The organism is Azotobacter tropicalis, from assembly GCF_059739045.1.
This window is the reverse complement of the sequence record NZ_AP046059.1, coordinates 2,464,976-2,477,356: the sequence shown is the minus strand read 5'-3', so window position 1 is coordinate 2,477,356 and position 12,381 is coordinate 2,464,976. Positions and strand designations below refer to the sequence as shown.

At 68.9% G+C, this 12,381-nt stretch carries 10 protein-coding genes; 3 read left to right on the top strand and 7 right to left on the bottom strand.

Going from position 1 to position 12,381, the window contains the following annotated elements:
- Nucleotides 1-225 precede the first annotated feature (225 nt).
- Complete coding sequence (locus Atro_RS11760) at nt 226-1,083, top strand: restriction endonuclease (protein ID WP_497922479.1); 858 nt, start codon at nt 226-228, stop codon at nt 1,081-1,083.
- Between the two features lie 210 nt (nt 1,084-1,293).
- On the opposite strand, the gene Atro_RS11755 is transcribed toward Atro_RS11760, so the two are convergent.
- The 4 genes from Atro_RS11755 to Atro_RS11740 form a co-directional block, all read right to left on the bottom strand.
- Complete coding sequence (locus tag Atro_RS11755) at nt 1,294-2,112, bottom strand: CDP-glycerol glycerophosphotransferase family protein (RefSeq protein ID WP_497922477.1); 819 nt, start codon at nt 2,110-2,112, stop codon at nt 1,294-1,296.
- Nucleotides 2,113-2,150: 38 nt separating this feature from the next.
- Nucleotides 2,151-3,158, bottom strand: coding sequence for a hypothetical protein (locus Atro_RS11750; RefSeq protein WP_497922475.1), 1,008 nt, complete (start codon nt 3,156-3,158; stop codon nt 2,151-2,153).
- A 359-nt stretch (nt 3,159-3,517) separates the two neighbouring features.
- Entirely contained in the window at nt 3,518-5,365 is a 1,848-nt protein-coding gene (locus Atro_RS11745) for a CDP-glycerol glycerophosphotransferase family protein (RefSeq protein WP_497922473.1), read from the bottom strand.
- A gap of 414 nt (nt 5,366-5,779) precedes the next feature.
- Nucleotides 5,780-6,502 carry a phosphatase domain-containing protein gene (locus Atro_RS11740; protein WP_497922471.1) on the bottom strand — a complete coding sequence of 241 codons (723 nt, stop codon included), beginning with the start codon at nt 6,500-6,502 and terminating at the stop codon, nt 5,780-5,782.
- A 183-nt stretch (nt 6,503-6,685) separates the two neighbouring features.
- On the opposite strand from Atro_RS11740, the gene Atro_RS11735 reads away from it, so the two are divergent.
- Nucleotides 6,686-7,441: a metallophosphoesterase gene (locus tag Atro_RS11735; protein WP_497922470.1), complete on the top strand. Its 756-nt coding sequence runs from the start codon at nt 6,686-6,688 to the stop codon at nt 7,439-7,441.
- A gap of 23 nt (nt 7,442-7,464) precedes the next feature.
- Here the strand turns inward: Atro_RS11735 and Atro_RS11730 are convergent, their stop codons facing one another.
- Together Atro_RS11730 and Atro_RS11725 are read right to left on the bottom strand one after the other, a co-directional pair.
- Entirely contained in the window at nt 7,465-8,238 is a 774-nt protein-coding gene (locus tag Atro_RS11730) for a haloacid dehalogenase type II (protein WP_497922468.1), read from the bottom strand.
- A gap of 126 nt (nt 8,239-8,364) precedes the next feature.
- A complete protein-coding gene (locus Atro_RS11725) occupies nt 8,365-9,969 on the bottom strand; it encodes a malate:quinone oxidoreductase (RefSeq protein ID WP_497922466.1) in 1,605 nt (534 codons plus the stop codon).
- Between the two features lie 650 nt (nt 9,970-10,619).
- Here Atro_RS11725 and Atro_RS11720 point away from each other — a divergent pair.
- Complete coding sequence (locus tag Atro_RS11720; protein ID WP_497922464.1) at nt 10,620-11,195, top strand: hypothetical protein; 576 nt, start codon at nt 10,620-10,622, stop codon at nt 11,193-11,195.
- A 49-nt stretch (nt 11,196-11,244) separates the two neighbouring features.
- Here the strand turns inward: Atro_RS11720 and Atro_RS11715 are convergent, their stop codons facing one another.
- On the bottom strand, nt 11,245-12,216 hold the full coding sequence (locus tag Atro_RS11715; RefSeq protein WP_497922462.1) for a glucokinase: 972 nt from the start codon (nt 12,214-12,216) through the stop codon (nt 11,245-11,247).
- Nucleotides 12,217-12,381 lie beyond the last annotated feature (165 nt).

Here is a 12,381-nt window from a genome sequence, read left to right as displayed (position 1 = left end):
GCCGGCCTGGGCGAACCCGGGGTTTGTGGTCAATGGCCGTGATATTGCAGTAATCTTGCGGCCAGACCCACTTCTCTCCGCGGACCGTGTTTCAGTCCAGCGCTTGCCTCGTCTGCCAGGGAACCGGCAGCAGGATGGACGGCCGCAATGCCGTCCGCCGATCCGCATGTTCTCCTGGCAAGGCTCCTGAACAGCGGCGCACCACAGCCCGACAGGAGCTCCTCGTTGTCCCGCAAAAAATGCTCGCCCGTCTTCGGCCTGATCCGGCTCTGCGCCCTCTTGCCCTGGTGGCTGAGCCTGCCCGCCGGTTTCGGCGCCTGGTGGTATTTGCATCCGCTCGCCGGGCAGGGCGCGCAGGCCGCGCTGGACAGCCTGTCCCTGCCCGACAGCCTGGCGGAGCTGGAAAAGCTCGTGCAGGACCTGCGCCGCGATCCGCAGCAGGCCTTGGAGCCGCTCGTGCCGCTCGCCGCCTGGGCTGGCCAGTACCTGCTGCCCGGCCTGCTGGGCCTCGGCGCGCTGTTGTCGATCGGCCGGCAAATGAAGCGCGGCTGGCTGTTTCGCAAGGCGCTGAACAACCCGGCAGCCGTTTCCGACGGGATCGACTGGCAGCAGTTCGAACGCCTGGTCGGCGAGGTGTTCCGCCGCCAGGGCTATGCCGTCGAGGAAACCGGCAACGCCGGTCCGGACGGCGGTGTCGACCTCATCGTGCGCAAGGGCCGCAAGCGGTTTCTGGTGCAGTGCAAGCAGTGGCGCGCCCTCAAGGTCGGCGTCAAGGTGGTCCGCGAACTCTACGGGGTGGTCGCGGCGCAGGGCGCCGCCGGCGGCTTCGTGGTGACCTCCGGGAGTTTCACCGAAGACGCCCGGCAGTTCGCCGCCAGCTGCAAGCTGACCTTGATCGATGGCGAAACCCTCGACTACTGGATCGCCGGAGCGGCCGGCCGCTCGGCCCCGGAAGCCTCGGTGCGCCATTGCCCGCTCTGCCGCTCGCCCATGGTGCGGCGCACCATCAAGCGCGGCAGCAAGGCCGGCACCCAGTTCTGGAGCTGCTCGAACTACCCGGAGTGCCGGGGTACGCGGGCATGACGAGGCCAATGCCCGACAATTCTTCGCCGTAACCGTGACGCTGGATAGAGGTGCGCTCCAGCGGCGCTTTCTCGGCGCGATTCCCGGCGGGTACCCTATCCGCGACGCTGTCCCTGGCACGACAACCGGCGCCAGCGCCGCGGGCCGTCCGGAGCAGTGGCCGGGCCGCGCGCGGGAGCCAGTTCGGGACGGCTTGGGCCGGACGGATGCTCAGGCCTGCGGTTCCGCGCCGGTTTCCGGCGCTTCCTGCGAGCCTTTTCCAGATGGCGCCTGCGTCGGGAGATCCGGGGTGCGGCCTGCCTCCTTGAGATAGGCGGCGATCGCGTCGGCGCCGCGCACGCCGCTCTGGCCCGGCTCGACCCGGCCGAGGGTGTCGCGCAGGTAGTCGCGCTGGCGCTGCGCGAAGTCCGGGTGGGTGCGCAGCGCGGCGTCGAGGGCCGCCTCCAGGCCGTCGATGTCGTCGAGCACCGGACCGAGCTGCCAGAAGCGGTAGTGCAGGTCCTCCTGCCAGGCGACCCGGCGCGGGTTGAGGAACAGGCAGGGCCGGGGTTCGGTGAGGAACTCGACCACCTGGCTGCTGACGTCGCCCAGGTAGAGGTCGGCGGCCAGGGTGTAGGTCATGTCGACGCAGCGGTCGCTGCCCAGGTCGATGAGCATGTGCGGGTGGTGCTGGTAGTCGCGGAAGGCTTGGTACTTTTCCGGGGTCGGCGCATCGAACATGCGGATGTGCGGGGCGAAGATCAGGTTGTAGGCGGTGCTGCGGGCGAAATGGTCGAGCACCTGGCGGCCGACCAGCGGCCAGGAGGACAGGTCCTCCTCGAAGTGCGGGTTGTAGAGCACGGTCGGCCGGTCGTTGTCGAACAGCCGGGGCCGCTCGCCGTTGCGCCGGACGATCCAGTCGAGCTTGGCGTAGATGCCGGCGACGAAGCGGCCGGGCTTCGCGTAGCCCAGTTCGAGCAGGCGGCGCGCCTCCTTTTCGCCGGGCAGCAGCAAGAAGTCGAAATTCGCCAGTTCCGGAGAGAAGGCCACGGCACGGTCGCCGGCGCCGTGCTTGGTGCCGATCAGCTTCAGGCTGGCGGGGCAGAGCTTGCGCAGGTAGAGCGAGGTGCGCTCGGGGTGACGATGGCGTCGAACCCGGAATAGTACAGCTGGTTCGCCTGCAGGACCCGCTTCTTGCTGCCGACGGCGCCGTCGCGGTGGCGAATCCAGGCCGACCAGGGGTAATACAGGCAGTCGAAGTGCAGGGGCACCGGGCCGACCCGGTCGCGGATCAGGCGGCGGGCGAAGCGCAGGTTGTGCCGCGAGCCGGCGATGTGCACCTCCAGGTCCGGGTAGCGCTGCGCCAGGGCGACGGCGATCGGCAGGGAGTGGAAGATCTGGTGGACCTGGGCGTTGTAGGGGAAGCAGATCCGCGGGCGAGGCGCGCGTTCCCCGGGCGTGCCCGCCGCCTGCGCCCAGCGCTGCAGGCGGTCGTGGCGGATGGCGTGGTCATCCTGGCGCGACAGGTGCGCGAGGAGCAGGGCCAGGCCGTAGCCGAGCAGGGCGAGCAGCTCGCCTCCGTCGATGACCGCCTGCAGTGCGGGATAGGCGACCTGCGGGCCGTCGAGCAGGCCGTCCTTGACGATCCACAGCACATGGGCGACGACCTGGGCGGCCGCGGCGGCCCACATCAGCCGTTCGATGAAGGCCCCGGCCAGATAGGGCAAGCTGGCGCGGAACAGCAGGGCGGCGGCGGCCGCCCAGAGGCCGATGACGGCCCAGAAGGGCGCGTGATCGAGCGTGTCGGCGGCGGTTTCGCCGGTCCAGATCAGCAGCATGCCGGCGCAGCCCATGAGCCACTGGTCGCGTACCAGCCGGTTGCGCCGCTTGTTGATCGCCTGGAGAGCGGTGAACGCCAGCCCCAGCGAGGCGACCAGGGTGCTCGAGATTTCCAGGGGGGAGGCGCCGGGCTGCGGCGGTGCGCTCCAGAACAGCTGCGCCATCAGCGTCGCCAGCGCATAGAGCGCGGCGCCGGCCAGCAGCCAGTGTCCCGGCGTTAGCGGCCAGTAGCCGCGATAATCCTTCATGCTCGTCATGGGGTCCTCGGAACTGCAATGGACTGCCGTCTCGTCGGTCGAGTCGGCGCGTTCGACTATCGGGAGCTGGGGGCTGGCAGGGCGGAGACTGCACCGGGAGTTGCCGGCCATGCCGGCAATCTGTCTGGTTGATTCGACGGGCAGTTTCGGCGCCCCGGCGCCGATAGGGTGTTGCCAGGCCGGATCGCGGCGCCGCGGGACAGCGGCCCGCGGGGTGCCAGCGAGACGGGTGGCAATCTGCGCGCGAGGGTAAAGCAAAACGGGAGGATGCAGAAGCCGAGGGCAATGCGGCGGCGCAGGGCGGGCGACGGCATCCGCAGCCGGCGCGTCCGAGCGGCGGACACGCCGGCTCGGAAGGTTCAGGCCCGGTAGCGGGCGCGCGTGCCGCGGCGGCCTGCTTCGGGGTGTGCCGTCAGCGTGCGCAGGCCCTCGCCGCGCAGATAGGCGACGATCGCCGCGGCGCCGCGCACGCCGCTCTGGCCCGGCTCGACCCGGCCGAGGGTGTCGCGCAGGTAGTCGCGCTGGCGCTGCGCGAAGTCCGGGTGGGTGCGCAGCGCGGCGTCGAGGGCCGCCTCCAGGCCGTCGATGTCGTCGAGCACCGGACCGAGCTGCCAGAAGCGGTAGTGCAGGTCCTCCTGCCAGGCGACCCGGCGCGGGTTGAGGAACAGGCAGGGCCGGGGTTCGGTGAGGAACTCGACCACCTGGCTGCTGACGTCGCCCAGGTAGAGGTCGGCGGCCAGGGTGTAGGTCATGTCGACGCAGCGGTCGCTGCCCAGGTCGATGAGCATGTGCGGGTGGTGCTGGTAGTCGCGGAAGGCTTGGTACTTTTCCGGGGTCGGCGCATCGAACATGCGGATGTGCGGGGCGAAGATCAGGTTGTAGGCGGTGCTGCGGGCGAAATGGTCGAGCACCTGGCGGCCGACCAGCGGCCAGGAGGACAGGTCCTCCTCGAAGTGCGGGTTGTAGAGCACGGTCGGCCGGTCGTTGTCGAACAGCCGGGGCCGCTCGCCGTTGCGCTGGACGATCCAGTCGAGCTTGGCGTAGATGCCGGCGACGAAGCGGCCGGGCGCCGTGTAGCCTAGTTCTAGCAGGCGACTGGCCTGTTTTTCCCCGGCCAGCAGCAGGAAGTCGAATTGCGCCAAGGCTGGTGCGAAGCTGACTTCACGATCGCCGGCGCCGTGCTCGGTGCCGATCAGCTTCAGGCTCGCCGGGCAGAGCTTGCGCAGGTAGGTCGAGGTGCGCTCGGGGGTGACGATGGCGTCGAACCCGGAATAGTACAGGCGGTTCGCCCGCAGGACCCGCTTCTTGCTGCCGACGGCGCCGTCGCGGTGGCGAATCCAGGCCGACCAGGGGTGATACAGACAATCGAAGTGCAGGGGCACCGGGCCGACCCGGTCGCGGATCAGGCGGCGGGCGAAGCGCAGGTTGTGCCGCGAGCCGGCGATGTGCACCTCCAGGTCCGGGTAGCGCTGCGCCAGGGCGACGGCGATCGGCAGGGAGTGGAAGATCTGGTGGACCTGGGCGTTGTAGGGAAAGCAGATCCGCGGGCGAACCGCGCGCTCCCCGGGCGTGCCCGCCGCCTGCGCCCAGCGCTGCAGGCGGTCGTGGCAGATGGCGTGTTCGTCCTGGCGCGACAGGCGCGCGAGGAGCATGGCCAGGCCGTAGCCGAGCAGGGCGAGCAGCTCGCCGCCGTCGATGACCGCCTGCAGTGCGGGATAGGCGACCTGCGGGCCGTCGAGCAGGCCATCCTTGACGATCCAGACCGCATGGGCCGCGACCTGGGCGGCCACGCCGGCCCACAGCAGCTTCTCGATGAGGCCGACGGCGAGGTAGGGCAGCAGGCAGCGGAACAGCAGGGGGGCGCCGATCGCCCAGACGCAGACGATGATCCGGTAATCGGGGTGCTTGAGCGCGCCGGCGGCGATCTCGCCGGTCCAGATCAGCAGCATGCCGGCGCTGGCCATGAGCCAATGGCGGCGGACCAGAGGGTTGTTGCGGGTGGAGATGGCCTGGAGGACGGCGAGCGCCAGTCCCAGCGACACGGCCAGGTTGCTCGACAGTTCCACGGGCGAAACCCCGTGCCGCGTCGGCGGGGACCAGAACAGCTGCGCCATCAGCGTCGCCAGCGCATAAAGTGCCGTTCCGGCCAGCAGCCAGTATGCCGGCGACGGTAACCACCAGTGGCGGCGATCTTTCAGGTGGGTCATTGCAAGTCCTCTTTTGAGCATGCGATTACTTGGCTGACCGCGGCCAGTGGCAGGCCGGGCCAGCGCGAGGCTTGGCGGCGTGCAGGGCCGCATCGTCCCGTCCATGGCAGCACGAAAAGGGGGGTGGGAGCCGTATGAGGGCTCCCGGCATGGCGAAGGCTTCGCCGGGGATTGCCGGCCATGCCGGTGGCCTGTCCGGTCGACGCGAGGGGGACGCCCGAGGCTCGACGATGAGGCGCCGTGGCGGCTGCCTCGAAACCCGTCGTCGCATCCTTCGACCGCGAAGGCCACTGACCGCAGGGTATCAACGTTCCGCTGGGCAAAGATCAAAAAAGCATCAAGAAGGAGTTTTTCATCCGGTAGCCGGCGCGAAACGGAAACGGCTGCCGGACGCGAGCCCTGGTCGGCGGCGGCTTACCGGCCCGGCGCTCTCCCGGCCTGCGCCGGACCGTCGAGGAGCTGCCGGAGCCAGTTGCCGACCTGGCAGCTCGACAGCGCCGTCGTGCATGCCTCGCCCTGGGCCAGGGCCGCGCGGATCGCGCCGCTATCGGCGTGTCGCACGTAGTCCGCCGCCTCCTGCAGGTCCTGCGCCGCGCCGAAGCCGCCGTTGTACAGTTCGTCGAGGGCTTTCTCCCGGCTCCAGCCCTGGATGACGATGCGGTACATGGCCGCCACCAGGCCGGTACGGTTGCTGCCGTGCTTGCAATGGATCAGCACCGCTCCCAGGGCCTCGGCCTCGCGGATGCTGCGCAAGGCGTGGAGCACGTCGTCGTCATCGACGCGGTCGGCGTGCAGCGGCAGGCTGACGGTACGGATCGGCGCATCGCCCAGCCATTGCCGGTCGTCGTCCTGGATGAAGCTGATCACGGTACGAATCTTCAGTTGCTGCAGCAGGGCGAGATGTTCGCGCGCGGGCAGGGCGCTGCGGTACAGGGTCGGCGACATCGCGAAGAGGTTGAAGGACGGCTCGACGGGCGTCGCCCAGGTCCGCCGGGCGATGCCGTTCCCGGCCGGCGCCTGGCTCACGGACGCCTTGCCGTGGGCCAGGCCCAGATAGAGGCAGAGGAGGACGAGCGTGCCGATGAAGTACCAGCCTTCCGCTCCGGATCGTTTCTCGATGATCGGCTTGCCGTGCATGAACGCGCGCTCTTGTTCCGTTGCCGAGAAGAATTAACGTACCGGGGGTCAGGGATTCGTAAGGGGCGTGTGAAGAAAGCGAAAAGCCGTCCGGGAACGCCGCGGCCGGACCTGCCCGTCGCCGCTCCATCTTCCCGCAACAGCGCCCGGCTATAGTCCTCTGAGACGTCAAGGAGCAGTCCCATGCGTATCCATATCCTCTCCGACCTGCACAACGAACTGTCCCCCTTCACCCCGGCGCCGGTGGCGGCGGACGTGGTGGTGCTGGCCGGCGATATCGACGTTTCGGCGCGCGGCGTGGCCTGGGCGCGGCAGGCGTTCGACTGTCCGGTGCTCTATGTGCCGGGCAATCACGAGTACTACGGCGGCGTCCTGCAGGAAACCTTGCAGCGGATGCGCGAGGCGGCCGACGAGCGCGTGCAGGTGCTGGATTTCGACGAGGTGGTGCTGGGCGGGGTGCGTTTTCTCGGCGTCACCGCCTGGACGGATTACCGGGCGACCGGCGAGGAGGAGCTGGCGCGGCAGGTGGCGCAGCGGCGGGTCGCCGACTTCCGGCAGATCCGCTGGGGCACGCAGGCGCGCGCGCCCGTGCCCGAGGATTTCGCCGCCCTGGCCGGCCGCGCCCGCGCCTGGCTGCGCGAGGCGCTGGCGCAGCCCTTCGCCGGGCCGACGGTGGTGATCAGCCATCATGCGCCATCGCGCCGCTCGATCGCCGGCCATCCCTACGCCGGCACGCCCCTCGACGCGGCCTTCGTCAACGCCTGGGACGAGCTGATGGGCGAGGGCCTGGATCTGTGGATTCACGGCCATACCCATTACGCGGTCGACTACCAGATCGGCGGCACCCGGGTGATCTCCAATCCGCGCGGCTACGAAGGCGAGCGGATCGCCTTCGAGCCGGGCTGCGTGGTGACGGTGGAGGAGAGCGGGGTGGCCTGAGGATTGCGCCCGCTCCGATCCGTTCAGGGACGCTTGCCGAGCACCTCGGCCAGTTCGCGGATGTCCCGGACCGTGCGGTCGGGTTCGGCGGCCAGCGGATAAAGGCTCTGGCCGGGGCGGGCGACGAAGATCGCCGGCATGCCGGCGGCCTTGGCACCGGCGACATCCCAGCCGTGGGCCGCCACCAGCAGTGCCTCTTCCGGCTTGACGCCCAGCCGTTCGGCGGCCCAGCGGTAGGTGCGCAGGTGCGGCTTGTAGAGCTTGAGTTCCTCGATGCTCAGGTTGTCGGCGAACAGGTCCGCCAGTCCGGCGTTCTCGAGCTGGGTCTGCACGCCGCGGCGGGTCGAGTTGGTCAGGGTGACCAGGGTGTAGCCCTGGCTTTTCAGGGCCTGCAGGCCTTCGCGCACTTCAGGGTGGGCCGGCAGCCTGAGCAGGGGCGTGACGATCGCGCTGCGGGCCTGTTGTTCGGTCAGCGCGATGCCGTTGTTCTTCGCCACCATCAGCAGCGCGGCGGTGCCGACCGTGCCGAAGTCGTGGTACTGCCCGGTGGCGCTTTCGACCAGCGAGTGATGCAGCATGGTCGAGAACCACAGCGGCAGCAGGTCCTGCCGGCCACCCAGGGCGGCGCCGACCGATTGGCGCATGGACGCCAGGTCGAGCAGGGTTTCGTTCACATCGAAGAAGATGACCTTGGGTTTTCGGTCGGTCTGCCCTGGCGCGGGCTCGGCAAGGGCGGGTTGCGGACCGGCCATGAGGAAGGTCAGCAGCAACGTCAGGAGCGCATGAAGGGGACGCATCGGGGATTCCTTGACGATGGACTCAAGGGCTTTCCCGGCGGGGCCGTCCGGCCAGCGGACGGCAGCCGTTGCGGGAGGCCGAAAGAAAATCCCCTCGGGGCGAGGGGGAGGTCGGGGCGGGACGGCTTACAGGGCCGCCTGGGTGGGCTGGGGCGGGGCCTCGGCGGCTTCCGGGGCGACCGGCATGAAGTTCAGCTGCAGGCGCTCGCTGGTCATGGCGCGGACGCTGTTGGTCAGCTCGAGGTTGTCGTTGAGCTTCTGGCCGTAGGAGGGAATGATCTCCTTCAGCTTAGCCTGCCACTCGGGGGTCTTGACCTTGTCCTTGAAGGTCTTCTCCAGCACGGTGAGCATGATCGGCGCGGCGGTGGAAGCGCCCGGCGAAGCACCCAGCAGCGCGGCGATGCTGCCGTCCGCGGCGGCCACCACCTCGGTGCCGAACTGCAGGACGCCGCCTTTCTCCGGATCCTTCTTGATGACCTGGACGCGCTGGCCGGCGTTGAGCAGTTTCCAGTCCTCGGCCTTGGCTTCCGGGAAGTACTCGCGCAGTTCCTCGATGCGTTCTTCCTGGCTGAGCATCAGCTGGCCGATCAGGTAGGTGCTGAGCGGCAGGTTGTCGAGGCCGGCGTGCATGATCGGCATGAAGTTGTCCGTGCTCAGCGAGCGCGGCATGTCCAGCAGCGAGCCGTTCTTCAGGAACTTGGTGGAGAAGGTGGCGAAGGGCCCGAAGAGCAGCGCGCGCTTGCCGTCGATCAGGCGGGTGTCCAGGTGCGGCACGGACATCGGCGGGGCGCCGACGGAGGCCTTGCCGTAGACCTTGGCCAGGTGACGCTCGACGACCTCGGGGTTGCTGGTGTAGAGGAACTGGCCGCCCACCGGGAAACCGGCGTAGCCGTCGGCCTCGGGGATGCCGGTCTTCTGCAGCAGCGGCAGCGCGCCGCCGCCGGCGCCGATGAACACGAACCTGGCCTTGACGGTCTTTTCCTCGCCGCCCTTGGCCAGGTCGGCGACCGTCACGCTCCAGGTGCCGTCGTCGTTGTGCTTGAAGTCGCGCACTTCGTGCTTGAGGTTCAGCTTGACGTCGTCGTGCTTGGTCAGCGCGCCCATCAGCTGGCGGGTGATTTCGCCGAAGTTGACGTCGGTGCCGATCGGCATGCGCGTCGCGGCGACCTTCTGGTCGGCCGGGCGGCCTTCCATCACCAGCGGCGCCCATTGCTCGATGGTCGCGTGGTCCTCGCTGTACTCCATGCCGCGGTACAGCGTGCTGTGCTGCATCGCCTCATGGCGCTTCTTCAGGAAGGCGACGTTCTCGTCGCCCCAGACGAAGCTGATGTGCGGCACGTCGTTGATGAAGGAGTGCGGATCGCTCAGCACGCCCTTCTCGACCTGGTGGGCCCAGAACTGCCGGGAGATCTCGAAGGATTCGGTGACCGCCAGCGCCTTGCTGATGTCGACGTGGCCGTCGGGTTTCTCGGGGGTGTAGTTCAGCTCGCAGAACGCCGAGTGGCCGGTGCCGGCGTTGTTCCAGGGGTTGGAGCTTTCCGCGGCGACCTGGTCGAGGCGCTCGTAGATGTCGATCGTCCAGGCGGGCTCCAGCTCCTTGAGGTAGGTGCCGAGGCTGGCACTCATGATGCCGCCGCCGATCAGCAGAACGTCCACGGTCTTCTCCGCGTCGTCCTGTTTGGCACAGCCGACGATGCTGGCGCACAGGAAAGTCAGTAACAGTTTTTTCATAAGACGGACCTGTTGAAGGTGTGAGTAGGTTTCGCAAGGCTCCGGCGAGCACGGGGTGGCGCGCTGCCGACGGCCGGTCGGGATCGCCGACGGGGCCTGCCGCTACTGGCGATGAAGCTGTCGCATCCGGATCAACTGTTGTTCTTGTTCGGCACGTCCGGGCCGGCCGCGCGCTCGCGCAAGGCCGTCTGAACCTGCTTCTCCTGGAGGGCGGCGCCCGACTCGGTCGGGCGCACACCCGTCGATGCGCTGGCCTTTCGTTTCCGAAAGGCTTTCGTCGGTGGATGCAGGGCTGGCCTGCATGCACGAAGGTGCAAGGAGCAGGATGTATGCCATTCGTGTGAAAGCGCCGAAAATCCATGCTCTGGAGCAAGAATCGGGTGTTTTCCGGTGGGCCTGTGGCGAAATGTCGCCATCGCTGGGGTGTTGAACCCGCCGCGGAAGGCGGAATTCCGCCCGGGACTGGCTGGCGAAGCTGAGCGGGCGTTGCGGGAACCAGCGAAGCGACGGACTGCAGGTGCCGGCACTGGCCGAAAGCGGAACGAGGTACAAGACTGAACGGGTATGGCCTTGCGCTAGTCGCTGCGCAGGACATGGAGCCCGCCGACGAGGCGCGTCCGCGGACCTGCATTCAGGATGGAGTCGTTCCTATGAAAGCCGAGCACCTGCACCTTCTCGCCGATCTTTCCGTCTGTCCGACGGCTACCGTGCGCACCCGGCTGATCGCGGCCCGCCGCCTTTGCCGGGTCTTCGCCCGGGAGCTGGACAGCATCCGCGCCGAACGCCGCGCCCTGCGCCGCCAGGCCGGCAAGCTGCGGCCCTTCCTGCCGTTCACCGGGCTCGCCGTGGCCGACCTGGAGCGACAGGCTTCCAGCCACCGGAGCGATGCCATGGGCGATCTGTACCGGGCCCTGGCGAGCTTCGGACGCCCTCTGCTGCTGGATCGCGGGGGGATCGCCGAGTCCCTGGGCTTCGACGGCCTGTGCGACCTGCTGAACGTGAATCCGGCGCACCGCAGCGAGGTCCGCCGTCAGGGGCCGGTCAAGCTGCTGGAGATCGTCTTCGTCGAGGCCCTGGAAGACAGCGCCGCACACCGGGGCGGCGCCTGGAAGGACGGTCCGCTGTTCAACGCCTGCCACTACGCCCTCGTGGAGTTCGTCCGCGCGAATGCCGTCGCGCGGCGGCCGCCCGCGGCGCCGAAGCTGCGGTTGGTGAAGGGCGGTTAGGCGCTTTTGGAGTGCCCTCTCCCCGGCGGGGGAGAGGGGAAGGGGAATCTCAAGCGGCGGCGCCGGCGTCCAGCAGTTGCTGCAGGGCCACGCCGGCGCCTTCCAGGCCCGGATACTCGGCGGTCACCAGCCAGACCGGCACGCCCTCGACGTAATGGCTCATGCAACCCTTGCTGCACAGGCTCTTGGCGAAGCCGCTGGACTGGAAGAAGGCGGAGAAGCGCGGGATCACCCCGCCGACGATGTACACCCCGCCGCGCGCGCCGAGGGTCAGCACGCCGTTGCCGGCGACGCGGCCGAGCCAGACGCAGAACAGGCTCAGCACCTCTTCGGCGATCGGGTCGCCGGCCAGCGCGGCGCTGCTGATCTCGGCGGGCGAGGTCAGGCGCGGCACCTGGTTGTCCAGGGTGCAGATCGAGCGGTAGAGGCGCACCAGGCCGCTACCGCTGAGGATGTCCTCGGCGCGCACGTGACCGAGTTCGGCGAACAGCTGCTGCCACAGGGCCGCTTCGCGCAGGCTGCCGATCGGCAGGTCGACGTGCCCGCCCTCGCCGGGCAGCACCTGCCAGCCCTGGCCGCGGTCGGGCAGCAGGGTGCTGACGCCGAGCCCGGTGCCCGGGCCGATCACCAGCGCCGGCCGGTCCGGCTCGGCTGCGCCGGGGCAGATCTGGATGCGCTCGTGCTCGCGCAGGCGCGTCATGCCCAGCGCCATGGCGGTGAAGTCGTTGATCAGCAGCAGGTGGTCCAGCTGCAGTGCCTTGCGGAACGCCGTGCGGTTGAGCGTCCAGTGGTTGTTGGTGAAGCGGAAGTCCTCGCCGGACACCGGCCCGGCGCAGCCCAGACACAGGCTGGAGAGGCTGTCCAGCGCCAGCCCGAGGGCGGACAGGTAATCCTCGATGGCCCGCTCCGGAGTGGCGAATTCGGCGGCGGCCAGCGTGCGTACCGACTCGAGCCGACCGTTCTTCCAGAGGGCGAAGCGCGCATTGGTGCCCCCGATGTCACCGACCATTGCCAGTTTCATTGCAGGCCCTCCGGCAACGTGGAGTACGCCATGGGCATGAGGGTCAAAAGCGAGCGAGGAGCTGGGACGTGGGTTTCGACAGTCATGGATTTCGCGCTCTTGTTGCTTTGATGAAATAGGGGGAGTGCCGCCGCTGCCTGCGCAAGGCGACACGCCGGCTCCTGC